Origin of the sequence: Variovorax sp. efr-133-TYG-130 (assembly GCF_030208835.1) — a bacterium.
Lineage (GTDB): Bacteria > Pseudomonadota > Gammaproteobacteria > Burkholderiales > Burkholderiaceae_C > Variovorax.
This window is the reverse complement of record NZ_JARVTD010000033.1, coordinates 176,687-202,191: the sequence shown is the minus strand read 5'-3', so window position 1 is coordinate 202,191 and position 25,505 is coordinate 176,687. Positions and strand designations below refer to the sequence as shown.

Genomic DNA, 25,505 nt, shown 5'->3' with positions numbered 1-25,505 from the left:
CTTTTGGCGAAGCAAAAGAAAGTGAGTCGCCCGCCGGGGCGAGACCCGGCCCCGGAAAAAAACCCCACCAAAAAGCAAAAAACACCCCTCAGCCCCGACCCAACAAAGCAGGCACAGCAGAAGCCAACATAGCCACCCCGGAAGCCGTCAACAACCCCAACACCAACTTCCGAAACGCAGCTTCACTGATCCCCACATAAAGCCGAGCCCCCAGCAACACAGGCAACGCAACCGCAAGCGCCACCACACCGAGCAGTGGAACCGTAGAACGCGCAATGCTGCCACTCGCAAGATGAACAGCAAACGCCACCATCAGCATAGACAGGTTGAAGTTCTGAATCACCGCACGCTGCGTATCGCGCTGGAAGCCGCGCAGCGTGCACCAGAGAGTGGGAATGGTCCCCGAGAAACCGCCGATGCCGGCCATGGCGCCGCCGATGGCGCCGGCAACCCCGTCCGCCACGCGGCCGCCGAAGGCGATCTTCGGCAGGTGCTGCGACATCAGCATGGCCGGGCACCACAGCACAAGCAGCACGCCAAGGCACAGCTTGAAGACCACGAGGTCAAGGTGCGGCAGCAGCCACACACCGAAAGGCACGCCTACGAGTCCGCCAAGCACGAAGGGCCATAGCAGGCTCTTGTCGAAGGCGCGGCGCACCGTGACGGCAGCGATCACCTGCCCGGTGAGCGCCCCGAACAGCGCAAGCAGCGCCGCCAGCTGAGGCTCCAGTGTCCAGGCCCACACTGACATGGCCACCATGCCGAACGCAAAGCCGGACAGGCCCTGCACGAAGCCCGCCAGCACTGCACCGGCGATCACTGACACATACAAGGCTTGCATGCGGCCGATGATATCGGCCGCTGTTCAACGACCCGGCAGGGGCTCAGGCAGAGGCCGGCACCAGCGCCGTGCGGCGCACCCGGCGCACATTGAAGGCGCTGGCGATCAGCACGCCCTGCACCACCGCCAGGCCCACGATGACGCTCGTGTACTGCCCGTGGTCCATCAGGCGGCCGAACACCAGCGGCGCCACGGCCTGGCCGATGTCCAGGCCCGCGTACACCACGCCGTAGACGCGGCCGGTGGCGTTGGGCGGGGTCGACTTCTTCACCAGCAGGTCGCGCGAAGGGCCGGCCACGCCGGAGACGAAACCCATCATGCCGAAGAGCACCGGCACCACGATCGGCGGGAAGTCCGCGAAGGCCAGCACCAAGGCCAGCATGGCGGCCACGCCGAAGCCCGCGCCCACGATGCGCTCGCAGCGCGACGGATCGGACGCGAGAAAACCGCCCACCACCATGCCGGCCGCGCTGGCCACCATGTAGACGGTGAGGCACACCGCCACCAGCGCCACCGGCACCGCATGCAGGTGGCCCGCCGCCACCGGTGCAAAGGTCTGCACCACGCTGATCACGGCGGCGTAGAAAAAGAAGAAACCGAAGCACATCCACACCGCGGGAATGCGCAGGAAGTCGAACTCGCCGCCGGCAGGCGCGGGCTCGCCCTGCCCGGTGGCCTTGTGCACGGCCGCCGCGTCGAGCGACAGCGCGCTGCGGTAGACCCACAGCACCAGCAGCACCACGATGGCCACGGCGCCCGCGGACGCCAGCGCCACGCGCCACGAATAGGCAATGGCAATCGGCACCACGAAGGCCGGCGCCAGCGCCCAGCCCAGGCTGCCGGTGATGCCGTGCACGCTGTAGGCATGGCCAAGCCGCGTGGGCGCGACCTTGCGGTTGAACAGCGTGTAGTCGACCGGGTGGAACACGCCGTTGCCGATGCCGCCGACCACCGCGCACGCCAGCAGCATCCAGTAGCTCTGCGCCGCTGCGTAGCCGAAAGCCGCAAGCCCCAGCGCGCCCAGCCCCACGAACAGCACCGGGCGGGGGCCCAGCTTGTCGACGATGAAGCCCGAGGCCGCCTGCACGATGCACGAGACCACGAAGAACACCGTGAGCACCGCGCCCAGCTCCACATAGCTCACGTTGAACGCGTCCTTCAGCCAGGGAAACAACGGCGCCAGGATGAGCTGGCTGAAGTGGCTGACCGCATGGGCCAGGCCGACCAGCCCGATCAGCTTGGCGTCGGTGCGCAAGGTGGTGGCCGGAACGGCGGCGGAGGATGAGGAGGACATGGATTGCTACAAAAAACCGGGGCGGGCTTCGATCCTATGCGGCGGGGACGCGGCAGAATGGCGATACAGCGACAACATTTGTCGAAACCATGCCAAGCGCCGCCTCCCCCGCTGCCTCTTCTTCCGTCGCGACTCCTGCGGCGACCGCGCCGGCCAACAGCGTCGGGCCGCTCACGCCACACCTCTACGCCCCCGACGCGGTGCGCCCGCTGCGCGCCAAGGAACATTTCCTGAGCGCCGACACCCTGGTCGAGCTGCACGAGCACCCGTGGCCGCAGCTCACCTTCTCGACCCGCGGCGTGATCCGGCTCAGCACGCAGGACGGCAGCTACATCGTGCCGCCCTCCCGCGCGCTCTGGGTGCCGGCCAACATGCCGCACAGCATCACGCTGATCGAAGACGCGGAGCTGCGCACCGTCTACCTGCACGCCTGGATCGCTCCCACCTGGGAGAAATGCGAGGTGCTGGAGATCAGCCCGCTGCTGCGCGCACTGATGCTGGCGCTCGACACCACGCCCGACGGCCTGCCGCCGGCCGACCCGCACGCGCCGCAGCGCGAACGCATGATCGCGCCGCTGCTGGTGGACGAGGTCGAGCGCGCCACGCAGATCCGCATCGACGTGCCGCTGCCCGCCGACAAGCGCCTGCGCCAGCTCTGCGAGGCGCTGCTGCGCAACCCGGCCGACCGCGCCACGCTGGCCGAGCGCGCCGCCACCATCGGCGCCAGCGAGCGCACGGTGGCGCGGCTGTTTCGCGACCAGCTCGGCATGAGCTGGCAGCAATGGCGCCAGCAGGCCGTGATGGCCCATGCGCTGCCGCTGCTGGCGCGCGGCATGGCCGTGAGCCAGGTGGCGGCGGCCAGCGGCTACGCCACCGACAGCGCCTTCTGCGCCATGTTCAAGGCGGCGACCGGCCGCTCGCCGACCTCGTTCCAGCACCGCAAGCGCGCCGCGGCAAGCTGAACCCGCGGGGCATCGCGCGGCGGGTCATGCCGCTCTGGCAAGATCGGCGACCGACACCATGCACTCACCGATCCCCCTGCAGCTGGCGCCCGAAGCCCCGGCGCCCACATGGACCGCCGACATCTGGCTGCGCATGCGCCGCCATTTCCTGCTGAAGGCGGTCGGCACCACGGTCTTCACGTGGCTGTTCTTCATCGGCTACTTCCACCTGCTGCGCAATCCGTCGTTCCCGATCACGGTGATGCCGCTGACGCCGCTGGACCACCTCATTCCGTTCCAGCCCTATGCATTGGGCGCCTACCTGTCGCTCTGGTTCTACGTCGGCATCGCGCCGGGGCTGCAGCTCACCTTCCGCGAGCTGGTGGTCTACGGGCTATGGATCGGCGGGCTGTGCATCACCGGGCTGGGGCTCTTCTATTTTTGGCCGACGCAGATTCCGCCGCTGTCCATCGACGTGTCCGGCTTTCCCGGCTTTGCGATGCTGCAGGGCGTGGACGCGGCGGGCAACGCCTGTCCCTCCATGCACGTGGCGGTGGCCATCTTCACCGCGATCCGCATCGAGCACGTGCTGCGCGAAACCCGCACGCCGGCGCCGTGGCGCGTGCTGAACTGGGCGTGGTTCGCCGCCATCGCCTACTCGACGCTGGCCGTCAAGCAGCATGTGGTGCTCGACGCGGCGGCGGGTGCCCTGCTGGGCGTGGTGTTCGCCCTGCCCTCGCTGTACTGGCGCCCGGGGAAGCGTTTGCGAGGGGATGCCCCTCACGCGGGAGCGGATATCATTGGCCATCATTGACCACAACAGCCGGAATGAGGAAGGGATCGATCCAATGGCATGCCCTGCAGGGGTGGCAATCGATCAGCGGCAGCACATGACGACAGGCATCGCACGATGAGTTCGCTGAAGGAATTGCAGGACCTGATCCACGAGAAGTACGGCATCGAGCCGTCGAAGCTCGACCCACACGCCTCGATGCGGGAAACCGGCGGACTCGATTCGCTGGCACTCGCCGAATTCCTGTTCGCCATCGAAGACCACTTCGGCATCACCATGCCCGACGAGGACGCGAACATCGACACCCTGGCCGAACTCGCGGCGCTGGTCGACAAGGTCCGCGCGGCAAAGGCAGCGTGAACCACGAGGTCGCCGTCACCGGACTGGGCGTCGTGGCGCCGCACGGCGACTCGCCCGGCGCACTGTTCCAGGCCTTGCTGCAAGGCCATTCGGCCATCCAGCCCGTTTACCCCGAACTCCCCAAGCCGGCCGCCGCGGCCACCGTCGCATTCGACGAGACGCGCTGGTTCACCAAGCTGCAGCTCGCGGGCGTCGACCGCGTGAGCCAGCTGGCCGTGGCAGCGGCCGACATGGCGATGCGCGACGCGGGCATCGCGGCGGGCGATGCCGACCCCGAACGCATCGGCGTCTTCGCCGGTTGCGGCATGGGCGGCGCCGCGGCGCTGGAAGCCGCCTATCGCGGCAATGGCCGCGTGTCGCCGCTCACCATTCCTGCCTTCATGCCCAACGCGCCCGCCGCCCACGTGGCCATGCGCCAGGGCGTTCAGGGCCCGGTGCTCACTTATTCGGTCGCCTGCGCCTCGTCGTCGGCGGCCATTGCCGAGGCGGCCAAGGCGGTGCAGCGCGGCGAGGTCGACATCGCCATTGCCGGCGGCAGCGAAGCGCTGATCGTGCCGGGCGTGGTTCTGGCCTGGCAGGCGATGCAGACGCTCGCCACCTTCCAGCCCGGCGAAGCGGCCGGCGCGGTGCGGCCCTTCGCGGCCGACCGCAGCGGCTTCGTGCTGGGCGAAGGCGCGGCCTTCCTGATCCTGGAATCCGCCGAGCGCGCCCGCGCCCGTGGCGCCCGCAGCTATGCCACGCTGGCCGGCTGGGGCCTGAGCAGCGACGCCACCCACCTCACCAAGCCCGACGCTCCCGGCCAGGCCCGCGCACTGCGCGCCGCGCTGCGGCAAGCCGGCCTGCAGCCGCGCGACGTGGGCTATTGCAATGCGCACGGCACGGCCACGCGCATCGGCGACGTGGTCGAGCGCAATGCACTGGCCGACGTGTGGGGCGACGACCTCGGCGCGCTGCGCGTGAGTTCGACCAAGGCGCTGCACGGCCACCTGCTGGGCGCGGCGGGCGCGCTCGAAGCGCTCATCACCGTGCTCGCTGTGCACGAGCGGCAGCTGCCGCCCAATGCGCACTGCGCGGAAATCGACCCGGCGTGCAGCCTGAATCTGGTGCAGCCGGGCGACACGGCGGCACCGTCGATCGAGGCCGCGATCAGCAATTCCTTCGCCTTCGGCGGCACGAACTCGGTGCTGCTGTTCCGCCGGCCGGACGCTTCCTAGGCTTCCTGGCTCAGAACTGGTAGCGAAGCGTCAACGTCACGTTGCGCGGTTCGCCGTAGAAGCCCGTCTCGAACAGGCCCATGCCCGCGTAGTACTTCTTGTCGAGCAGGTTGTGGATGTTGAGCGTGGCGGACAGCGCCTTGTTCACCTGGTAGCGCGCCATCAGGCTCACCAGCGCATAGCCCTTCTGCCGGATCTCGGCGTACTCCTGCGCCGCCGGGTTCCACACCTTGCCATAGAAGGCGCTCTGCCAGCTGACGCCGCCGCCGACCGTGAGCGCGTTCCATGCGCCGGGCAGCCTATAGCTGGTCGACAGCCGCACCACATGTTCGGGCTGGCTGGCCATCAGCGTCGCGCCGTAGACACGCTGGCCCTTGGCGTCACGCACATGGTTGTAGGCATAGCCCGCCTGCAGGTTCCAGCCGGTGGCGATCTGCCCCGACAACTCAGCCTCGATGCCCTTGTTGGTCACGCCCTTCACGGCGCGGTACACCGAAGCGCCGTCGACGAAATCGACGTATTCCGCCACGTTGTCCTGCCGGATCTGGAACGCGGCCAGGCTTGCATTGAGGCGCCCCTCGAGGTACTCCGCCTTGATGCCCGCCTCGATGCCGCGTCCCTCGACGGCCGGCAGGAACTGGCGGTTGGCGTCCAGCAGCGACTGCGGCGAGAAGATGCTGGTGTAGCTGCCGTACACCGAATAGGTGTCGTTCAGGTCGTAGACCACGCCGGCATACGGCGTGACCACGCCGCTCTCCCGGTAGTTGCTGGCCAGCGCCGGCGTGACGCCGTCGCTGAAGACCCGGGCGTCACCGCCGACGACGCGGCTGACGCGAGCCCCCACGATCACCGACAGCGCATCGGTCGGCCGCAGCCGGGTGGCGCCGTACACGCCGCTCTGCCGGCGGCGCTCCGAGTACGAGGCAATCGGCGGGTAGGCCGGCTGCTCGAACGCGCCGTTCCAGTTGAAGATGCTGCCCGTCAGCATGGGATAGAGCGATTCGGACCACGGCCCGTGCGTCTTGCTGTCCGACCAGGACGCGCCGAACATCGCTTCGTGCTTGCGTCCCAGCAGGCTGTAGGAGCCGTTCAGGCTGGCACTCACGGTGTTCTGCGTGCGGTCGCCGCGGAAGTCGCCCGAGAACAGGTACATGCCATCGCCGGTCACCGGATCGGGGTTGCCGCCGCTGGCAGAGCCGAGCAACGAGCGGTGTTTGCTTTCCTGATTGCTCACGTTGAGCTTGAAGCGCCAGTCGTCGTTCAGCCGCTGTTCCAGCGTGGCGAACACGTTGCGCGTTCGCATCTGGCGCCGGCTCCAGTCGGTCGCGGGGTTGAACGAGCGGCTGAAATCGGTGCGGCTGCCGTCGCTGTAGAAGATGGGGAAACCGGTCCACGTCGAGCCGCGGGGGTCGGTGTCCTGATAGTCGGCGCCCAGCGTGAGCAGGGTGTCGCGCGAAAGATCGGCTTCGATCACGCCGTACGCCACGCTTTTCTTCTGGCGATAGCGATCGAGGAACGACTCGCGGTCCTGGTAGGCGCCGACGAAGCGGCCGCGCACGCTGCCGCTCGCGTTGAGCGGCCCCGACAGATCGACCTCCCCGCGCCCGTTGTGCCAAGAGCCCACCGTGCCGGCTACCGATCCGGCAAAACGGTCTGTGGGACGCTTGCGGATGAAGTTGACGGTGGCCGACGGGTCGCCCGTGCCGCTCATCAGGCCAGTCGCGCCCTTGAGGATCTCGACACGGTCGTAGATCGTCAGGTCGCCGTTGGTGGCGCCCCAGTCGTACACGCCGTCGTAATCCTTGGCGACGCCGTCGTACTGGAAATTGGTGACCGCGAAGCCGCGGGCGCTGAAGCTCCAGCGGTCGCTGTCATAGCTCTGCACGGTGATGCCGGGGCTCTGGCTCATCACGTCGGAGACGCTCACGACGCCCTGGTCGTCCATCTGCTGGCGCGTCACAACGGTCACGCTTTGGGGCGTGTCGCGCAAGGAGAGGCCGAGGCCGGTGGACATGGACGACGGGCCGGCCGTGTAGCTTCCGGTACCGTCGGTTCTTGCATCGCGCACGGCGTCCGCCGTGACGGTCACGGTGGCCATGGTGGCTGCCGCGCCCTCGGCGGAAGCGGAGGGCGCGCCTCCCGGCAGGGCCCGCAGCGCATAACCGCCGCTGGCCGCGGGGACGGCACCGAGCCCCGTGCCTTCGAGCGCCCGGGACAGCGCCTCGGCCACCGTGTGGCTGCCGCTCACGCCACGGCTGCTCAGCCCCTCGGTGACTTGGGAGCCGAAGGTGATGAGCACGCCGGCGTCGCGCCCCAGACGGTTGAGAACGCCCTCGAGCGGGCCTGCGGGAATGTCGAAGCGACGCACGTCCTGGCTGCGCGAGCCTGCCTGCTGTGCGAGCGAAGTGCGAGGCGCCGCAAGGCCTGCCGCGACCATGCCGGCCACCGCGGCGAAACACAAGGTCCGCGAGGCCAGGGCCAGCACGTGCAGGCGCGCCTTGCCACGGGAGTTCGAACGGGAGGAGTTCGGCGCGAAAGTCGGCCGGCCGGAATGCTCAAGCATGAAAGTGCCTTCGATGGAAAGGTGAGTGACGAGAAAAGAAAAAGAGGCGACGCATCCGCGCCCTTCCCTTCGTTGACAAGCACCCCCGCCGAACTAGCTCATTTATTTTTTCTGGGGTGCACCGTGACCCAGTACCGCGTGTACGTGTGCACCTCGACAGGCAGCGAGGAAGTCAGCGCCGCGAGGATGCGGTCGGTGTCGTCCAGCGGGTAGGCGCCCGACACCTGCAGGCCGGCAACAGCCGGGTCGCACCCCAGCCGCCCTTTCCGGTAGCGGCCGACTTCGGCCAGGAAGCCGTCCAGGCGCATGCGCGAGACCACGAGCATGCCGTCGTCGGCCCAGGCACCTGCATTGCTGTCGAGCGCGCCGGCGTACATGGCCCGCGTGCGCGTGAAACTCCCGGCCTCGCCGGCCTGGAGGATGCGCGACGCGGCGGGCGCGTCGGCGGGGCGCAACTCTACCGCGCCTTGCTGCACGCCCACGTCGACTCCACCTTCGCTGCCCCGTTCACGCACCGTGAAGCGCGTGCCGATGGCGCGCACGGCGCCCGCCTCGGTCTCGACGAAGAACGGACGGCGCAGCGCGTCCTGCGCGGTCTGCACACGGATTTCTCCGCGCACCAACTGCAGCACGCGGCGATCCGCGTCGAAGCGGACATTGACGGCGCTGTCGGTGTTGAGCACCACGCTGCCGCCGTCTGGCAGTTGCACCGTTTGCCGATCGCCGACGCCCGAGACGTGGTCGGCCGTCCATGCATGCCACGGCGTGGCCTGGCGCACGGCCAGCGCGCTGCCGCCGGCGACCACGAGCACGGTCAGCAGTTGCATGCTGCGGCGTCGGCGTAGCGAGTCCGGCGGGGTGCTCAGCACGGCCCTGGCCAGCGGCGTGGGAATGTCCGCGAACCGGCCGCCGACGGTCTCGATGCGCTGCCACGCTGCCTCGTGCGCCGCGTCGGCCTCGCGCCAGCGCCGCCACAGGGTCAGCCGCGCGGCGCTGATGTCGCTCTCGCGCAGCTCGACCCACCATTGCACGGCCTGTTGCGCAACCGCCTGCGAGACGGGCGCGCCGTCGGTTCCGGAGAAAGCCACCCGGCCTACTCCGAGAAAAAGCAACGCATCGCCGCCTTCGCCAGGTGCCGCTTCACGGTCGACACCGAAATGCCAAGTTCCGCGGCGATCTCCGCCTGGCCCAGGCCCTCGAGCTGCGCCAGCAGGAAGGCCTGCTTGGCCTGCACGGGCAGGCCAAGCAGGCGCCGGTCGATCTCGACCAGCGTCTCCAGCACCATGAGCCGCACTTCGGGCGCGGGCGCCATGGGCTCGGGCAGGAGCGCCAGCGCATCGAGATAAGCCTGCTCGATGGCGCGGCGGCGCACATGGTTGATGAGCAGGTTGCGCGCGACGGTGGTGAGATAGGCGCGCGGCTCTTCGACGCGGTCCAGCCCCGGCGCGCGCATCACGCGCAGGAAGGTGTCCTGCGCCAGGTCCGCCGCGTCGAAGGCGTTGCCCAGTTTCTTGCGCAGCCAGCCCTGCAGCCAGCCGTGGTGGTTGGCGTACAGCGTCTCGACCTGCTGGTGCGAGGCGGACTGGGCAATGGACGCTGCGGAGGAAGGCGGCACGCGGATTCGAAGGGGCGAAGGCCCTCTATACAAATAAGAACTGTTCTCATTGTATCGACGCCGCCGCAAGGAGCCATTCGACGAAAGCGCCGACCAGCGCATCGTCGGCGCGGCTCGGCGCCACGAACACGCTGTAGCCACGGCTCGACGGCACCCGTTCCGGGCAGGCCAGCACCAGTTCGCCCGAGCGCAGTTCTCGCTCGATGAAGTACTCCGGCACCAGCCCCACGCCCAGGTCGGCGCGCACCGCCGCGACCAGCGACGAGAACAGGTCGAAGCGGTGCCCCGCCACCAGGTTGTCGGGGGCACGCGCGTTCGCCGACTGGCCGAACCATTCCTCCCAGGCGCCCATGCGCGTGCGCAGATGCAGCAGCGGCGCGGCACGGAAGTCGCCGCGCGCCATTGCCGCCCGGCCTTTCGCCTTTGGCGAGCACACCACCACGCACGGCTCGCCCATCAACGGCAGCGCATTGGCCCCGGGCCACACCGCGTCGTCGTACTGCACGCCGACGTCGAAGGGCAGGTCCTCCATGTAGAGATGCGTCGGAAATACCTGCAGATGCAGGCTGCAGCCCGGGTGCTGCGCGATGAATTCCGGCAGCCTCGGCGTGAGCCAGCCCTCGGCCAGCACCGGCACCGCGCCCACCAGCAGGCGCAGGCCGTCGGCGCGCTGCGCCATCGCCTCCAGCGTGTGGTTCTGCAGCCGCAACAGGTCGCCGGAAATCTGGCCGTGGTAGCGCCGACCCGGCTCGGTCAGCTCGGTGCCGCGCGCGGTGCGCTGCACCAGCCGCACGCCGATCTGCGACTCCAGCAGCCGCAGTTGCTGGCTCACCGCGCTGTGGGTCAGGCAGAGCTCCTCGGCGGCCTTGCCCACGCCGTGATGGCGCGCCACCGCGTCGAAGATCAGCAGCGCGCGGGTGCTGGGAATATGGCGGCGCATGGGGCTCTCGTTAGAAAAACTGACAACGCGGAAGATTAAACCAGAGCACGCGCTTGGCACAGCCGCAAGAATCGCTGACGACGCCGCGTCGGCGGCGCCTCTCTTTCCACCGGTTTTTCTTTCAAGGACATTCCCGCACCATGTCTCGCCCCGTGTCTCTTCGCCTCGCCCCGCTCGTCCTTGCCCTCGCGTCCGCCGCCGCCGGGTTCGCGCATGCCCAGACCGGCTCGGTCGCCGCCACGCCCGCGCAGGTGCGCCCCGAGGTGGACAAGGCCTACACGCAGCTGATGGCGTCGCCGCAGATCCAGAAGCTGCTCGACGCGGTGAAGGCCGACCATGCGCGCTCGGTGGAGGATCTGAAGATGCTCACCGAGATCGAGGCGCCCCCATTCAAGGAACAGAAGCGCGCCGAAGCCTTCCTCGCGCGCATGAAGGCCCTGGGCCTCGACGACGCGAAGATCGACGCCGAAGGCAACGTGGTCGGCCTGCGCAAGGGCACGGGCAACGGGCCCAAGCTGCTGATCTCGGCCCACCTCGACACCGTGTTCCCCGCCGGCACCGACGTGAAGGTGAAGGAGCGCGACGGCAAGCTCTACGCGCCCGGCATCTCCGACGACACGCGCGGCCTGTCGGTGCTGCTGTCGTGGCTCAAGGTGCTGAACGACAACAAGATCCAGACCGTGGGCGACCTGCTGTTCGTCGGCAACGTGGGCGAGGAAGAACTGGGCAACCTGCGCGGCATGAAAGCCATCTTCCGCGACAACCTCGACATCGACGGCATGGTCGGCCTCGAGCCCGCGCCCGAAGGCACGGTGCTGATGCTCGGCACCGGCAGCCATCGCTACGAAGTGACCTTCAAGGGCCCGGGCGGCCACAGCTTCGGTGCGTTCGGCCAGGTGCCCAGCGCCATCCACGGCATGGGCCGCGCCATTGCCAAGATCGCCGACGTGCGCACGCCCACCTTCCCCAAGACGACGTTCACCGTGGGCACGGTCGGCGGCGGCACCTCGGTCAACACCATCGCACCCGACGCGCGCATGGCGGTCGACATCCGCTCCGACGAAATGGCGCCGCTGCTGGAGACCGAGAAGAAGATCCTCGCGGCCATCGACGAGGCCGTGGTGGAGGAAAACAAGCGCTGGAACGTCAACACGCTGAGCGTGAGCACCAAGCTCATCGGCGACCGCCCGGGCGGCCGCACGCAGTCGGACACGGTGATCGTCGAGGCCGCCACGCGCTCGAACGCGGCCTTCGGCCACAAGACGCTGCTGACCGGCGCGAGCACCGACGCGAACGTGCCGATGTCGCTGGGCATTCCGGCCATCATCATCGGCGGCGGCGGCAAGACGGGCGGCTTCCACGCGCTGAGCGAATGGATCGACGTGACCGACGGCTGGAAGGGTGCGCAGAACTCGCTGGTGACGGTGCTGGGGCTGGTCGGCGTGCAGGGCACGAGTGCGCCTTTGCTGGAAAAGCGCCCGCCCCGCACGAAGTAGGCCAGGCGCGTGCCAGGGGCTGTGCCCCTGAAAGTCTCCGGTATGCTGATGGCCGCTTTCCATCACGCTGACCGACAGGAGGACACCATGCACGCCCGCTCCACCCTCATCGCCCTGGCACTGCTCGCGGCAGGTGCCTCGGCGCAAGCCAACAACCTGCTCGACCAGCTGAAGGAAAAAGCCGGCGAGGCCGCCAGCGCCAACGCCCAGGGCGGCACCGGCGGCTCCTCGCTCGGCGGCCTGGGCAGCAACCTCGGCTTCAAGATGCCCGCCATCGGCTCCAGCACCATCGGCAACGCGGCAGGGGTGCTGCAGTACTGCGTCAAGAACAACTACCTGGGCGGCGACGCGGCCTCGGTGAAAGACAAGCTGCTCGCCAAGATCACCGGCCAGAAGCCCCAGGAAACCGGCTTCGCCAACGGCGCCAAGGGCCTGCTCAAGGGCGGCGACGGCCAGACGCTGAACTTCAAGATCCTGTCGTCCAAGCTCAAGACCAAGGCCTGCGACTACGTTCTCAAGAACGCGACGTCGCTGATCTAGGCACGCCTCAGCTCCCCATGCTTCGCGCAGCCGCGTAAGCTCTCCGCGCCCGCGCGGCATCAAGCACCGTTGCGGGCGCCATCCGTCATCCATGAATCCGGCCACCACCTCCCCCTCCCTGCGCCAGCGCCTCTCCCGCTGGGTCCCCTGCCTTGCCTGGCCCCGTCCCTCCGCCGCGCTGCTGCGCAACGAGGCGATGGCCGGCATCACCGTCGCGCTGATGGTCATCCCGCAGGGCGTGGCGTATGCCGCGCTGGCCGGCATGCCGCTGGTGACGGGCGTGTATGCCGCGCTGTTCCCGGCGCTGATCGCGGTGATGTTCAGCTCGTCGCAGCGGCTGTCGGTCGGCCCCACGGCGCTTACCAGCCTGCTGGTCGGTGCCTCGCTCGCGCCGCTGGCGGTGGCGGGCAGCGCCGAGTGGGTGGCGATGGCGGTGTGGCTCACGCTGATGTCCGGCGCCATCCAGATCGTGCTGGGCGCGGGGCGCTTCGGCTGGCTGCTGCGGCTGGTCAATTCGCCGGTGCTGATCGGCTTCACGCAGGGGGCGGCGGTGCTGATCGCCATCTCGCAGCTGCCCGCGCTGCTGGGCTTCACCGGCCGCACCATTCCACAGGTGCTGCGCGGCGGCCCGTTGCCCGACCTGGTGGCCATCGCCTTCGGGCTCGGCAGCATCGCGGTGCTGTGGCTAGGCAAGCGCCTGCTGCCGCGCTTCCCGACCACGATGGCGCTGGTGGCCGGCGCGGCCGCGATCAGCTGGGTGATCAACTATGCGCTGCGCGGCGGCGCGGTGGTCGGCAGCCTGCCTTCGGGCCTGCCGTCGTTCTACTGGCCCGGCCTGCTGCCGATGGGCACGCTCGGCGCGCTGGTGCTGCCGGCGCTGATGATCACGCTGGTGAGCTTTCTGGAAACCGCATCGAGCGCCAAGGTCGACAACGCACGCGCCGGCACGCTCTGGAACGAAAACCAGGACCTGATCGGCCAGGGCCTGGCCAAGCTGGCCTCGGGCTTCTCGGGCGCGTTCCCGACCAGCTCGTCGTTCTCGCGCTCGGCCATCACGCTCTATGCGGGCGCGCAGACCGGCTGGGCGACGCTGTTCAGCGTGGCGGTGGTGGCGGGCGCGCTGCTGTGGCTGATGCCGCTGCTCTATCACGTGCCGCAGGCAGTGCTGGCGGCGGTGGTGGTCACGGCCATCCTGGGGCTGGTGAAGCCGGCGAGCTTCACCGCGCTGTGGCGCATCTCGCGCATCGAGGCGGGCATTGCCTTCGGCACCTTCGTGCTGACCATCGCGACCGCGCCCAGCATCTACTGGGGCGTGCTCGGCGGGCTGCTGGCGGCGCTGGCGCACTACATGTACCGCCACCTGCATCCGCGCATCATCGAAGTGGGCCTGCACCCCGACGGCAGCCTGCGCGACCGCAATCTCTGGAAGCTGCCGCCGCTGGCGCCGCAGCTCTATGCGCTGCGCATGGACGCCGAGCTCGACTTCGCCTCGGCCTCCACGCTCGAACGCGCGCTCACCGTGGCGCTGGCCGAACGGCCCGGACTCACCGACGTGTGCCTGTTCGCGCAGCCGATCAACCGCATCGACATCACCGGCGCCGAAGTGTTCGGCTCGATCCGCCGGATGATGGAATCCAAGGGCATCCGCCTGCACCTGAGCGGCCTCAAGCTGCCCGCGATGCAGGTGCTGGAACGCGCCGGCCTGCTGGCCCCGGGCCCCATGCTGTTCAGCTACCGCACCGACGGCGAAGCGCTCGCTGCGCTGATGCCGCGCATCGACGTGCCGGGGGCTTCCGCCGAGACCGAATCCGCCGCCTGAAGCGCCCCCCATGAAATCCACCATCGAAGAACTGGTTGCGTTCCGCACGGTGGTGGACACGGGCTCGATCACCGCCGCGTCGGAGCAGTTGGCGCAAACGGTCTCCGGCATCAGCCGCGCATTGAGCCGGCTCGAGCAGAAGCTCGACACCACGCTGCTGCGCCGCACCACGCGGCGGCTGGAACTCACCGAGGAAGGCGCGGCCTTCCTGCAGCGCACGCGCGCCATCCTCGATGCGATCGACGATGCCGAAGAGCAGATGGCTGCGCGCCGCCAGCAGCCCGCCGGGCGCCTGCGGGTGAACGCAGCCTCGCCCTTCATGCTGCATGCCATCGTACCGCTGGTGCCTGAATTCCGGCGGCTCTATCCGCAGATCAGCCTGGAGCTGGACACCGACGACCTGCCCATCGACCTGCTGGAGCGCCGCACCGACATCGCGATCCGCATCGGCCCGCTGCGCGACTCCACGCTGCATGCGCGCCCGCTGGGCACGCACCGGCTGCGCGTGCTCGCGAGCCCCGCATACCTCGAAACCAACGGCAAGCCGCGCAAGGTGGATGAACTGGCCGGCCATGCACTGCTCGGCTTCACACAGCCGGAGTCGCTCAACCGCTGGCCGCTGCGAGGTCCGCACGGCGACGAGTGGACCATCGCGCCGACGGTGGTGGCATCGAGCGGCGAAACCCTGCGCCATCTGGCGCTGGCCGGTGTTGGCATCGCCTGCCTGGCCGACTTCATGACCCATGCCGACCGAGCCAGTGGTGCACTGGTGCAGGTGCTGGCCAAGGACACGGTGGACGTGCGCCAACCGGTGAACGCGGTGTACTACCGCAACACGCAGCTGTCGGCGCGCATCACATCGTTCCTGGATTTCCTGTCGCAGCGCATGGCTTGAGGGCCTCGCGTCACTGCGGCTGCCGGGGCACGAAACGCTCGACCGTCGCGGAAGCAATCTCGTAGCCGCTCACGCCCATGTCCGCGGACGCGTAACGCGCCGCCTTCAGCGTGCCGCTGACGTACACCGTGTCCATCGCATGCAGGCCCTTCACGGGGCCTGGCGCTATCACGTGCACGATCTGGTTGGCGGGCGGCGGCGGGGTGTGGATGCAGGCGCCGAAGTACGGCACCAGCAGGAACTCGCGGATGCCCTCTTGCGAGGCATCCAGCGGCACGACGAAGCCCGCGAGCTTGGCGGCCTTGCCGTCGAGCTCGACGTTGACCGGCGCGTTGTCCCAGACGGCGCGCATCTCGTCGAGCATCTGGATGGCCTGGGGATCGTTGTCGCGCAGCGCCTCGAGGCTGATGTTGCGGTAGCGCCTGGTCGGGTCCCAGCTCTTGGGGATCAGCGCTTCCCATTTGAGTTCGGGCGCCGCGGCGTTGCTGGCAACCTGCCCCGATGCTGCGTCCGGCGTGCAGCCGTCGAGCAGCACGGCCAGCGGTGTCAGCAGAAGCGCCGACAACAGGACGCGTGCGAAAAGACTTCTCATTCGCCTGATTGTGCGGGCGCGATGTTTCAGGGAGATAAAGCCCCGGCTTTGTCCCTCCCCCCGGCCTCGGCATACGTCAAGGCGCCGGCGCGCTCAGTCCCGCACCGGCCCGCGCAGGTTCTTGATCTGCGAGCGCTGGCTCTTGCCTTCGAGCCTGCGCTGCTTCGAACCGTAGGTCGGCTTGGTGGCACGCCGCACGCGCGGCGGCGCGGCCACGCTGTCGACCACCGCCTGCAGGCGCGCGAAGGCGTCGGCGCGGTTCATTTCCTGCGTGCGGTGCTGCTGTGCCTTGAGCACCAGCACGCCTTCCTGCGTGATGCGGCTGTCGCGCAGGGCGAGCAGCCGTTCCTTCACGTCGGGCGGCAGCGAACTGGCGTGGATGTCGTAGCGCAGGTGCACCGCACTCGACACCTTGTTGACGTTCTGCCCGCCCGCGCCCTGCGCCCGGATGGCGCTGATCTCGACCTCGTCCGGATCGATCAGCACGGGCGGACGCAGCACGGCGCTCAGACCCGTTCGAAGACGGCGGCAATGCCCTGCCCGCCGCCGATGCACATCGTGACCAGCGCATAGCGCCCGCCCGTGCGATGCAGCTCGGCAATCGCCTTCGTGGTGATGATCGCGCCGGTCGCGCCCACCGGATGGCCCAGCGAAATGCCCGAGCCGTTCGGGTTCACCTTGGCGGGGTCGAAGCCCAGCTCCTTGATGACCGCACAGGCCTGCGCCGCGAAGGCTTCGTTCGACTCGATCACGTCGAAGTCGCTCACTTTCAGGCCGGTGCGCTCCAGCACCTTGCGCGTGGCCGGCACCGGGCCGATGCCCATGTAGGCGGGCTCGACGCCGGCATGCGCATAGCCCACCAGGCGTGCGAGCGGCTTCAGGCCGCGCGCCTTGACGCTCTCGCCGGCAGCCAGCACCACGGCGGCGGCACCGTCGTTGATGCCCGAGGCGTTGCCGGCGGTGACGAGGCCGTCCTTCTTGAACGCGGGTTTCATCTTCGACAGCGTCTCTACAGAAGTGTCGGCGCGCACATGCTCGTCGGTGTCGAACAGCACCACGCCCTTGCGCGTCTTCACCTCGACCGGAACGATCTGCTCCTTGAAGCGGCCCGCCGCGATGGCGGCCGCCGCGCGCTGCTGGCTGGCAACGGCCAGTTCGTCCATCTGCTCGCGCGTGATGCCGTAGCGCGCGGCCACGTTCTCGGCGGTGATGCCCATGTGGATCTTCTCCCACGGGTCGTGCAGGATGCCGAGCATGTAGTCGACCAGCACCGCGTCGCCCATGCGGGCGCCGTAGCGCGCCGAGGTGTCGAAGTAAGGGCCGCGGCTCATCGACTCCGAGCCGCCGCCGATGGCGATGTCGCAGTCACCCAGCGCGATGGCCTGCGCCGCCGACACGAGGGCCTGCAGGCCCGAGCCGCACAGGCGATTGACGTTGAAGGCCGGCGTTTCGATAGGGCAACCCGCGTCGATGGCCGCCACGCGGCTCAGGTAGGCGTCCTTCACGTCGGTGGGGATCACGTTGCCCATCACCACATGGCCGATGGCATCGCCCGCAAGGCCGCTGCGCTCGATGGCGGCCTTCACTGCCGTGGTGGCCAGCTGGGTGTTGGGTACATCCTTCAAGGCACCGCCGAAGGTGCCGATGGCGGTGCGGGCGGTGCCGACCACGAAGATGTCGCGCGAAGTCATGGGATGTCTCTCCTGGATGAAAGCGAAAGCCGCAAGAAGAAGCGGCGGCTGCAGGAGGACGATTCTGACGGCGAACGGCGCGACGGGTTGTCGCGCGTGGAATAGCGCAGGCTCAGCCGCGCGAGACCGACTTGGGCGACACGTCGGTCACGTCGCTGGCGCTGCCGCGAATGCGCACCGGGCGCTCCACCGATTCGCCGCGCGCCCGGGCATTGGCCACGTCGGCGGCGCTGGGTTCGGCCGGCTGTGCCGCATTGCGAAATTTGTCGAAGCCGGAGCGGGGGTTGAAGCGCATCACCCAGGGGCTCACGGGCTTGCCCGTGAGACGCCCCCAGGCATAGCGCACACCCCACACAGCTGCCAGCAGCATGACCGCCACGGCCAGGCTGGCCGCGAAGACCAGCCCCAGGAGCAGAAGAATGACGCGAAAAATGAAGTTCATCATTCGACTTTAGGCCGAGGCAGCCGCGGTTGGTTCCCCGGTCTTCGTGAACGAGAACTGGCCCGGCGACCGGATCGGGTCGGTCGTGACCTCGATCGTGTCCTTCGGCCCGAAGCTGCCGTCCAGCAACAGCTTCGACAGCGGGTTCTCGATGCGCTGCTGGATCGCGCGCTTCAGCGGACGCGCGCCGAACACCGGGTCGAAGCCGACCTTGGCGATCTCCGCCAGCGCCGCCGGCGACACCTCCAGGCCCAGGTCCATCTTCGCGAGCCGCGCCTGCAGCACCTTGAGCTGGATCGCCGCGATCGATTCGATGTTCTTCGCGTCGAGCGCATGGAACACCACGGTCTCGTCGATGCGGTTCAGGAACTCGGGGCGGAAGTAGTTCTTCAGCTCGTCCCACACCGCTTCCTTGATCTCTTCCGAAGGCTTGCCCACCATGGCCTGGATGATGGGCGAGCCGATGTTGCTCGTCATCACGATCACGGTGTTCTTGAAGTCCACGGTGCGGCCCTGGCCGTCGGTCAGGCGGCCATCGTCAAGTACCTGCAGCAGCACGTTGAACACGTCCGGGTGGGCCTTCTCGACCTCGTCGAGCAGCACCACGCTGTAGGGCTTGCGGCGCACGGCTTCCGTGAGGTAGCCGCCCTCCTCGTAGCCCACGTAGCCCGGCGGCGCGCCGATCAGGCGGGCGACCGAGTGCTTCTCCATGAACTCGCTCATGTCGATGCGGATCAGGTGGTCTTCGCTGTCGAACAGGAAGCCCGCGAGCGCCTTGCACAGCTCGGTCTTGCCCACGCCCGTGGGGCCCAGGAACAGGAACGAGCCCGTGGGGCGGTTCGGATCGGACAGGCCCGAGCGCGAACGGCGGATCGCGTTGGCGACCGCACCGATGGCCTCGTCCTGGCCAACCACGCGCTCGTGCAGCTTGTCTTCCATCACGAGCAGCTTGTCGCGCTCGCCCTGCATCAGCTTGGCGACCGGAATGCCGGTGGCGCGCGCCACGACCTCGGCGATTTCTTCCGCGCCAACTTGCGTGCGCAGCAGCGTGGGCGCGCTCGACTTGCCCTTGCTCGCCTCGCTGGCCTCGGCTTCCTTCAGACGCTTTTCAAGTGCCGGCAGTTGGCCGTACTGGAGCTCCGCGACCTTGTTGAAGTCGCCCTTGCGCTTCCATTCCTCGATCTGGAACTTGATCTTGTCGACGTCTTCGCGCACCTGCGCGCTGCCCTGGGCCTGCGCCTTCTCGGCCTGCCAGATCTCGTCGTAGTCGGCGATTTCCTTCTGCAGCTTGACGATCTCGTCCTCGATCAGGCCGAGGCGCTTCTGCGAGGCTTCGTCCTTTTCGCGGCGCACGGCTTCGCGTTCGATCTGCAGCTGGATGAGGCGGCGGTCGAGCCGGTCCATGACCTCGGGCTTGGAGTCCATCTCGATCTTGATCTTGGCCGCGGCCTCGTCGATCAGGTCGATGGCCTTGTCGGGCAGGAAGCGGTCGGTGATGTAGCGGTCGCTCAGTTCGGCCGCGGCCACGATGGCCGGGTCGGTGATCTGCACGCCGTGGTGCACTTCGTATTTTTCCTGCAGGCCGCGCAGGATGGCGATGGTGGCTTCCACGCTCGGCTCGCCCACGATGATCTTCTGGAAGCGGCGCTCCAGCGCGGCGTCTTTCTCGATGTACTTGCGGTATTCGTCGAGCGTGGTTGCGCCCACGCAGTGCAGCTCGCCGCGCGCAAGGGCCGGCTTGAGCATGTTGCCCGCGTCCATGGCGCCTTCGGCCTTGCCGGCCCCGACCATGGTGTGCAGCTCGTCGATGAAGACGATGGTCTGGCCTTCGTCCTTCGCGAGTTCGTTGAGCACGGTCTTCAGGCGCTCTTCGAATTCGCCGCGGAACTTGGCGCCGGCCAGCAGCGCGGCCATGTCGAGCGACAGCACCCGCTTGCCCTTGAGCGAATCGGGCACCTCGCCCGCGACGATGCGCTGCGCGAGGCCTTCGACGATGGCGGTCTTGCCCACGCCGGGTTCGCCGATGAGCACGGGGTTGTTCTTGGTGCGGCGCTGCAGCACCTGGATGGCGCGGCGGATTTCCTCGTCGCGGCCGATGACCGGGTCGAGCTTGCCCAGCCGGGCGCGCTCGGTCAGGTCCAAGGTGTATTTCTTGAGCGCCTCGCGCTGGCCTTCGGCATCGGCGCTGTTCACGCCCTGGCCGCCGCGCACGGCGTCGATGGCCGATTCGAGCGACTTGCGGCTCAGGCCGTTTTCGCGGGCGGTCTTGCCGATGTCGGCCTTGCTGTCGGCCAGCGCCAGCAGGAAGAGTTCGCCGGCAATGAACTGGTCGTTGCGCTTGATGGCTTCCTTCTCGGTGGCCTGCAGCAGCTTGCCGAGTTCGGGGCCGACCTGCACGATGTCGTGGCCCTGCACCTGCGGCAGCTTCTTGATGGCTGCCTCGGCCCCGTTCAGCAGGCCGGGCACGTTGACGCCGGCACGCTCCAGCAGGGCGCGGGGACCGTCGTCCTGCCGCAGCATCGCGGCCAGCAGGTGAGCCGGCTCGATGTAGGCGTTGTCGTTGCCCAGCGCGAGCGACTGTGCGTCGCCCAGTGCTTCCTGAAATTTGGTGGTGAGTTTGTCTTGTCGCATGGTGGTATTCCTGCATCCAAAATAGGGCCGTTCGGGCACGATTCAAGGCTGCCGGCCAAGCCGGCGCACTGGGCACGGGTATTGCACAAGACCCGTTTCCTGCCCGTAGGCATTTCTCTCTCTCGAATGGAGTCGATCATGGTTTTTTCAATGCAGCGCGTTCAGCCGGTCCGCCGGGCGATCGGCGCCGGCCTCTTTCTAGCCGCCATGGGCCTGTGCGGCCTTGCGCAGGCGCAAAGCGGCACTCCCATCCGCCTGCTGGTGGGCTTTCCGGCAGGGGCCGGCACCGACGCCATTGCACGCACGCTGGGCGAAAAGCTCAAGGACGTGCTGGGCGTGCCCGTGGTGGTCGAGAACCGGGCGGGCGCGGGCGGGCAGATCGCGGCCACGGTGCTGAAGTCTTCGCCGGCCGACGGCCACACGCTGTTCCTGTCGCATGACCACACCATATCGATCCTGCCGCAGGTCGTGAAGAACCCCGGCTTCAACCCGGCCACCGACTTCGTGCCCGTGGCCGGCTTCGCCACCTTCGCCAACGTGCTGGCCGTCTCGGGCGGCACGCCGGCCAAGTCCATGGACGAATACGTGAAGTGGGTGCGCACGCAAAAGGGCGGCAAGGAAACCATCGGCATTCCCGCGCCGGCCTCCATTCCCGAGTTCCTGGTGAAGATGATCTCGGACAAGTACAAGATCGACGTGCAGCCGGCGCCCTACCGCGGCAGCGCGCCCATGACGGCCGACATGCTGGGCAACCAGATCACCGCGGGCATCGCCTCGGTGCCGGACTTCATCGAGAACCACAAGGCGGGCAAGGTGCGCATCGTGGCGTCCATCGGCGCCAAGCGCCAGGCCGTCATCCCGAACGTGCCGACCTTCAGCGAACTGGGCTTCGCGAACCTGGACGACCTGCCCTACTACGGCATCTTCGCGCCGGTGGGCACGCCGCAGCCCATCATCGACAAGTACGGCGACGCGCTGCAGAAGGTGCTAGCCATGCCCGACGTGAAGCAGAAGCTCACCACGATGGGCCTGACGGTCGGCTACGAGCCGCAGGGCCAGTTCGCGGGCCGCGTTCGCACGTACACGCAGACCTGGGAGCGGATCATCCAGTCCAGCGGCTTCAAGCCTCTCTAGGCATTCGGGGCGCTGATGCCCCAGCGCGCCAGCGCCGCGTCGTCGGCCACGCGCGCATCGACCCAGCGGGCGCCTTCGGGCGTCTGCTCCTTCTTCCAGAACGGCGCCTGGGTCTTGAGGTAGTCCATCAGGAACTCGCAGGCTTCGAAGCTCTGGCCGCGGTGCGCCGACACCACCGCCACCATCATGATCTGGTCCGGCGGCTGCAGCAGGCCCACGCGGTGGATCACACGCGCACCGAGGATGTCGAAGCGCCTGTGCGCCTCGTCGATCATGGCCTCGATGGCTTTCTCGGTCATGCCGGGGTAGTGCTCCAGCTCCATCGACGAAACGCTGCTGCCGTCATTGCGGTCGCGCACGGTGCCCACGAAGCTGCACACGGCGCCCACGCGTTTGTCGCCGTCGCGCAACGCGGCAACCTCCTGCGAGAGGTCGAAATCGTTCGTCTGGATCGAAACACGGGCAACGCTCATGTCCGAATTGTGGCATCGCGATAGACTGCGCCGATGCCCTGCCTTGCCACGCCCACGCTCTTCCCGGTGCCTTCGCACCCCGAAGACCGCCGTGCGCACCGGGGCAACAACAAAGCCAAAAAACCAAAGCTCGTCTGACCGGAGCCGAGGTTCCGTCGTCGGATGAGCGACGGAACCCGCCAAGGCTTTGGCCCCTCCTGGGTTGCGCGCGCATCGGACGATGGTTCTTTCCATCGGTCGATTCCTGAAAGGAAGCCCGCGTGCCTCAACAACAGAACCCCACCACCCCCGACTTTTCCGGCTTCTGGGTGGCCCTCGTCACCCCGTTGCGCAATGGCGCCGTCGACCACGCCGCGCTTGCCGCGCTGGTCCGCCGGCTCGCGAGCGACGGCGTGACAGGCTTCGTGCCCTGCGGCTCCACCGGCGAGGCGGCCGCGCTCGACGAGGCCGAGCAACTGGCCATGCTGGACACCGTGCTGGAAGCCGCGGGCGGCCTGCCGGTCGTGATGGGCATGTCCGGCTACCACCTGGGCAAGGCCACGGCCTGGGCGCGCAAGCTCTCGGAGCGCCCGCTGGCGGGCCTGCTGGTGTCCGCGCCGCACTACGTGCGTCCCTCGCAGGCCGGACTGATCGAATGGTTCCACGCCATCGCCGATGCCAGCAGAGTGCCGGTGCTGGTCTACGACATTCCCTACCGCACCGGTGTCCCCATCGCGCGCGACACGCTGCTGGCGCTGGCCGGGCACCCGCGCATCCGCGGCATCAAGGATTGCGGCGGCGACATGGCCAAGACGCGCGCCGTGATCGCCGATGGCCGGCTGCAGGTGCTGACGGGCGAAGACCACCAGATCTTCAGCACCATGGCCGAAGGCGGCGTGGGCGCGATCGCGGCCAGCGGCAACGTGCAGACGCGGCGCTTCGTGCAACTGGTCCGGCTGCTGGCGCAGAACCGGCTGGCCGAGGCGCGCGCCGAGTGGCAGGCGCTGCAGCCGCTTGTGGAAATGCTCTTTGCAGAACCGAACCCCGGCCCGGTGAAGGCGCTGCTCGCGCACGCGGGCGAAATGCAGGACGAATTGCGCTCGCCGATGACCCGTGCGTCAGACGGCCTGCGCGAGCGCCTGGTGGCGCTCGACGCCTCGCTCAACCGCCCGTGACCGGAGGAAAGAAGGCGACTTCGCAGCCTTCGTGCAGGGCTGCAGCTTCATCGCTCATCGCCTGGTCGAGCGCCATGCGCACCGCCCTGCCCCGGGCCAGCGCGGTGGCGTAGGCGCCGCCCCTGGCAATGAGTTCGTCGCGCAGGGCGGCGAGCGTTTCGGCCTTCGTGTCGACGGCTTCGCCGCTGCTGGAAAGCGCCTCGCGCACCGAGGCGAAATAACGGACCTGGACTTTCATGAGCGGATTCAGCCCAGCAGCGAAGCGAAGGGAATGAAGTCGACGGTGTCGCCGGACTTGATCGTCTGCCCCGCCGGGTTGTCGACCACGCCGTCGCCCCAGACCATCGAGGTGAGCACACCCGAACTCTGGTTGCCGAACAGCTCGAGGCCGCCCGCCGCGTTGCGCCGCGCGCGCAGGAACTCGCGGCGCTTGTCGGCGCGCGGCCAGTCGAAATCGGCGCGCATCTTCACCGGCTCCGGCGCAACGCGCGTGGCGCCCTGCAGCGCCAGCAGAAAGGGCCGCACCAGCATCAGGAAGGTCAGGAAGCTCGACACCGGGTTGCCCGGCAGCCCGGTCACATGGCAGGCGCCCTGCCCGTTGCCGCGCGCGATGGAGCCATAGGCGAAAGGCTTGCCGGGCTTCATCGACAGCGACCACAGCTGCAGTTCGCCCAGCGAATGCAGCGCCGCGCGGATGTGGTCTTCCTCGCCGACGGACACGCCGCCGGTCGTGATGATCAGGTCGCTGGACTCGGCCGCATCATGCAGCGCCGCAGTGGTGGTCTCGCGGTTGTCGGGCACGATGCCCAGGTCGTTCACCTCGCAGCCCAGGCGATGCAGCAGCGCACGCATGAAGAAGCGGTTGGAGTTGTAGATGGCGCCGGGCTTCATCGCGTCGGGCGCGACCTCGCCGGGCATCACCAGCTCGTCGCCGGTGGAGAGCATCGCCACGCGCGGCTTGCGGGCCACCGGCAGCTTGTGGAAGCCGATGCTGGCCGCCAGGCCGAGCGCGGCGGGCGTCAGGCGTTCACCCTTCTTGAGCACGACATCCCCGGAGGCCACGTCTTCCCCCGCGCGGCGAATCCACTGGCCGGCTGCCGGCACGATGGCGATGCGCACCGAGCCCAGGCCGCCCTCCTGCGGCGTGGCGGCCGTGTCTTCCTGCATCACGACCGCGTCGGCGCCTTCGGGGATCTGCGCGCCCGTGAAGATGCGCGCCGCCGTGCCTGCCGCGAGCGGCGTGCCGACGGTGCCCGCGGGAATGCGCTGCGCCACCTTCAGCTCGGCGCCCGGCGCGGCGCAGTCGGCCACGCGCACGGCATAGCCGTCCATGGCGCTGTTGTCGCGCGGCGGCACCGTGAGGCCGGAGACGAGGTCTTGCGCCAGCACGCGGCCGTCGGCGTCGAAGGTGACGATGCTTTCGGTCGCGAGCGCCGGTTGCGCCTTCGCGAGCAGGACGGCGATGGCCTCGTCCAGCGGCATCAGCGGCGGACGCGACGAAGAAGCGGAGAAGGGAACGGGTGAATCAGCCATGGTGTTCGGGGTTGTATTCGAAGCGGTCGCCGCTGTCGATCAACCACTTCGCAATGGCCTCGGCGTCGTTGAGGTCGAACAGCGGGCGCGCGGTGGGCGACGGCAGGCTGCCCGGTGCGTCAGTGGCCACGGCGGTGACGAAGGGGTCGTCCGGGTACAGCACGGGCCGCGACGGCTCGCCCGCTCCCGGCTCGCGCCAGACCTCGATCTTGAGCACGTCGCTGTGCCGGAAGCCCTCGACCAGCACCCAGTCGGCCGCGGCATGCACTTCGGCCAGCAGCTGGTGCACGCTGAGCTCGACGGGCACCTCGAACTCGCGCATCACCGCCAGCCGCTGGTCGGACGCCACCACCACCTCGAAGGCTCCGGCCTGGCGGTGGCGCCAGGTGTCCTTGCCCGGATGGTCGATGTCGAACTTGTGGTGCGCATGCTTGACCACTGACACGCGCAGCCCGTGCCGCTTGAGCGCCGGAATCAGGCGCTCGAGCAGCGTGGTCTTGCCCGCGCCCGAATAGCCGGCAAAGCCGACCACCTTCATGCGACG

General features: G+C 68.5%; 25 protein-coding genes. 10 read left to right on the top strand and 15 right to left on the bottom strand.

The window, feature by feature from the left end:
• Positions 1 to 88: 88 nt before the first annotated feature.
• The gene (locus QRN67_RS28220) at positions 89 to 841 is read right to left on the bottom strand and encodes a sulfite exporter TauE/SafE family protein (RefSeq protein WP_081270435.1); all 753 of its coding nucleotides are present in this window, start codon (positions 839 to 841) and stop codon (positions 89 to 91) included.
• Positions 842 to 884: 43 nt separating this feature from the next.
• Complete coding sequence (locus QRN67_RS28215) at positions 885 to 2,135, bottom strand: MFS transporter (protein WP_081270436.1); 1,251 nt, start codon at positions 2,133 to 2,135, stop codon at positions 885 to 887.
• An 89-nt stretch (positions 2,136 to 2,224) separates the two neighbouring features.
• Between QRN67_RS28215 and QRN67_RS28210 the strand changes: the two genes are divergently transcribed.
• From QRN67_RS28210 to QRN67_RS28195, 4 genes are all read left to right on the top strand, one after another.
• Complete coding sequence (locus tag QRN67_RS28210; protein ID WP_285414555.1) at positions 2,225 to 3,097, top strand: AraC family transcriptional regulator; 873 nt, start codon at positions 2,225 to 2,227, stop codon at positions 3,095 to 3,097.
• Between the two features lie 58 nt (positions 3,098 to 3,155).
• Positions 3,156 to 3,890 (top strand): phosphatase PAP2 family protein, encoded by a 735-nt coding sequence (locus tag QRN67_RS28205; RefSeq protein WP_285414553.1) that lies wholly within the window; start codon positions 3,156 to 3,158, stop codon positions 3,888 to 3,890.
• Between the two features lie 96 nt (positions 3,891 to 3,986).
• Entirely contained in the window at positions 3,987 to 4,229 is a 243-nt protein-coding gene (locus tag QRN67_RS28200) for an acyl carrier protein (RefSeq protein ID WP_081270439.1), read from the top strand.
• Positions 4,226 to 5,443 (top strand): beta-ketoacyl-[acyl-carrier-protein] synthase family protein, encoded by a 1,218-nt coding sequence (locus QRN67_RS28195; protein ID WP_285414551.1) that lies wholly within the window; start codon positions 4,226 to 4,228, stop codon positions 5,441 to 5,443. The genes QRN67_RS28200 and QRN67_RS28195 overlap by 4 nt, the downstream gene beginning before the upstream one ends.
• Positions 5,444 to 5,453: 10 nt before the next feature.
• On the opposite strand, the gene QRN67_RS28190 is transcribed toward QRN67_RS28195, so the two are convergent.
• The 4 genes from QRN67_RS28190 to QRN67_RS28175 all read right to left on the bottom strand — a co-directional run bounded on the left by QRN67_RS28190 (position 5,454) and on the right by QRN67_RS28175 (position 10,561).
• Positions 5,454 to 8,006: a TonB-dependent siderophore receptor gene (locus QRN67_RS28190; RefSeq protein WP_285414550.1), complete on the bottom strand. Its 2,553-nt coding sequence runs from the start codon at positions 8,004 to 8,006 to the stop codon at positions 5,454 to 5,456.
• 98 nt (positions 8,007 to 8,104) lie between these two features.
• A complete protein-coding gene (locus QRN67_RS28185) occupies positions 8,105 to 9,094 on the bottom strand; it encodes a FecR domain-containing protein (protein ID WP_285414548.1) in 990 nt (329 codons plus the stop codon).
• A gap of 5 nt (positions 9,095 to 9,099) precedes the next feature.
• Entirely contained in the window at positions 9,100 to 9,621 is a 522-nt protein-coding gene (locus QRN67_RS28180; RefSeq protein WP_234382465.1) for a sigma-70 family RNA polymerase sigma factor, read from the bottom strand.
• A gap of 46 nt (positions 9,622 to 9,667) precedes the next feature.
• Positions 9,668 to 10,561 (bottom strand): LysR substrate-binding domain-containing protein, encoded by an 894-nt coding sequence (locus tag QRN67_RS28175; protein ID WP_285414547.1) that lies wholly within the window; start codon positions 10,559 to 10,561, stop codon positions 9,668 to 9,670.
• 140 nt (positions 10,562 to 10,701) lie between these two features.
• Between QRN67_RS28175 and QRN67_RS28170 the strand changes: the two genes are divergently transcribed.
• The 4 genes from QRN67_RS28170 to QRN67_RS28155 all read left to right on the top strand — a co-directional run bounded on the left by QRN67_RS28170 (position 10,702) and on the right by QRN67_RS28155 (position 15,311).
• Complete coding sequence (locus QRN67_RS28170; protein ID WP_285414546.1) at positions 10,702 to 12,057, top strand: M20/M25/M40 family metallo-hydrolase; 1,356 nt, start codon at positions 10,702 to 10,704, stop codon at positions 12,055 to 12,057.
• Between the two features lie 87 nt (positions 12,058 to 12,144).
• Entirely contained in the window at positions 12,145 to 12,597 is a 453-nt protein-coding gene (locus QRN67_RS28165) for a DUF2501 domain-containing protein (protein ID WP_285414544.1), read from the top strand.
• Between the two features lie 91 nt (positions 12,598 to 12,688).
• On the top strand, positions 12,689 to 14,416 hold the full coding sequence (locus tag QRN67_RS28160) for a SulP family inorganic anion transporter (protein WP_285414543.1): 1,728 nt from the start codon (positions 12,689 to 12,691) through the stop codon (positions 14,414 to 14,416).
• Between the two features lie 10 nt (positions 14,417 to 14,426).
• Positions 14,427 to 15,311 carry a LysR substrate-binding domain-containing protein gene (locus QRN67_RS28155; RefSeq protein WP_285414541.1) on the top strand — a complete coding sequence of 295 codons (885 nt, stop codon included), beginning with the start codon at positions 14,427 to 14,429 and terminating at the stop codon, positions 15,309 to 15,311.
• 10 nt (positions 15,312 to 15,321) lie between these two features.
• On the opposite strand, the gene QRN67_RS28150 is transcribed toward QRN67_RS28155, so the two are convergent.
• From QRN67_RS28150 to clpB, 5 genes are all read right to left on the bottom strand, one after another.
• Entirely contained in the window at positions 15,322 to 15,903 is a 582-nt protein-coding gene (locus QRN67_RS28150; protein ID WP_199851905.1) for a DUF3299 domain-containing protein, read from the bottom strand.
• 93 nt (positions 15,904 to 15,996) lie between these two features.
• Positions 15,997 to 16,404, bottom strand: a complete 408-nt coding sequence (arfB, locus tag QRN67_RS28145) for an alternative ribosome rescue aminoacyl-tRNA hydrolase ArfB (RefSeq protein WP_081270448.1) — start codon at positions 16,402 to 16,404, stop codon at positions 15,997 to 15,999.
• A 5-nt stretch (positions 16,405 to 16,409) separates the two neighbouring features.
• The gene (locus QRN67_RS28140) at positions 16,410 to 17,594 is read right to left on the bottom strand and encodes an acetyl-CoA C-acyltransferase family protein (protein ID WP_285414539.1); all 1,185 of its coding nucleotides are present in this window, start codon (positions 17,592 to 17,594) and stop codon (positions 16,410 to 16,412) included.
• Positions 17,595 to 17,706: 112 nt separating this feature from the next.
• Positions 17,707 to 18,036 carry a hypothetical protein gene (locus tag QRN67_RS28135; RefSeq protein WP_240204907.1) on the bottom strand — a complete coding sequence of 110 codons (330 nt, stop codon included), beginning with the start codon at positions 18,034 to 18,036 and terminating at the stop codon, positions 17,707 to 17,709.
• Between the two features lie 9 nt (positions 18,037 to 18,045).
• Complete coding sequence (gene clpB / locus QRN67_RS28130) at positions 18,046 to 20,667, bottom strand: ATP-dependent chaperone ClpB (RefSeq protein WP_106933900.1); 2,622 nt, start codon at positions 20,665 to 20,667, stop codon at positions 18,046 to 18,048.
• Positions 20,668 to 20,805: 138 nt separating this feature from the next.
• Here clpB and QRN67_RS28125 point away from each other — a divergent pair, with 138 nt between their 5' ends.
• Positions 20,806 to 21,801 carry a Bug family tripartite tricarboxylate transporter substrate binding protein gene (locus tag QRN67_RS28125; RefSeq protein ID WP_159053576.1) on the top strand — a complete coding sequence of 332 codons (996 nt, stop codon included), beginning with the start codon at positions 20,806 to 20,808 and terminating at the stop codon, positions 21,799 to 21,801.
• On the opposite strand, the gene QRN67_RS28120 is transcribed toward QRN67_RS28125, so the two are convergent.
• Positions 21,798 to 22,274 (bottom strand): molybdenum cofactor biosynthesis protein MoaE, encoded by a 477-nt coding sequence (locus tag QRN67_RS28120; protein ID WP_285414536.1) that lies wholly within the window; start codon positions 22,272 to 22,274, stop codon positions 21,798 to 21,800. The genes QRN67_RS28125 and QRN67_RS28120 overlap by 4 nt on opposite strands.
• A gap of 260 nt (positions 22,275 to 22,534) precedes the next feature.
• Between QRN67_RS28120 and dapA the strand changes: the two genes are divergently transcribed.
• Positions 22,535 to 23,428 (top strand): 4-hydroxy-tetrahydrodipicolinate synthase, encoded by an 894-nt coding sequence (gene dapA / locus QRN67_RS28115; RefSeq protein ID WP_285414534.1) that lies wholly within the window; start codon positions 22,535 to 22,537, stop codon positions 23,426 to 23,428.
• On the opposite strand, the gene moaD is transcribed toward dapA, so the two are convergent.
• The 3 genes from moaD to mobB are packed head-to-tail and all read right to left on the bottom strand — an operon-like array spanning position 23,415 to position 25,499.
• Positions 23,415 to 23,666 (bottom strand): molybdopterin converting factor subunit 1, encoded by a 252-nt coding sequence (gene moaD / locus QRN67_RS28110; RefSeq protein WP_081270455.1) that lies wholly within the window; start codon positions 23,664 to 23,666, stop codon positions 23,415 to 23,417. The genes dapA and moaD overlap by 14 nt on opposite strands.
• 8 nt (positions 23,667 to 23,674) lie before the next feature.
• A complete protein-coding gene (locus tag QRN67_RS28105; protein WP_285414533.1) occupies positions 23,675 to 24,961 on the bottom strand; it encodes a molybdopterin molybdotransferase MoeA in 1,287 nt (428 codons plus the stop codon).
• Positions 24,954 to 25,499: a molybdopterin-guanine dinucleotide biosynthesis protein B gene (gene mobB, locus QRN67_RS28100; RefSeq protein WP_285414532.1), complete on the bottom strand. Its 546-nt coding sequence runs from the start codon at positions 25,497 to 25,499 to the stop codon at positions 24,954 to 24,956. Before mobB ends, QRN67_RS28105 begins: the two co-directional genes overlap by 8 nt.
• Between the last annotated feature and the right edge of the window lie 6 nt (positions 25,500 to 25,505).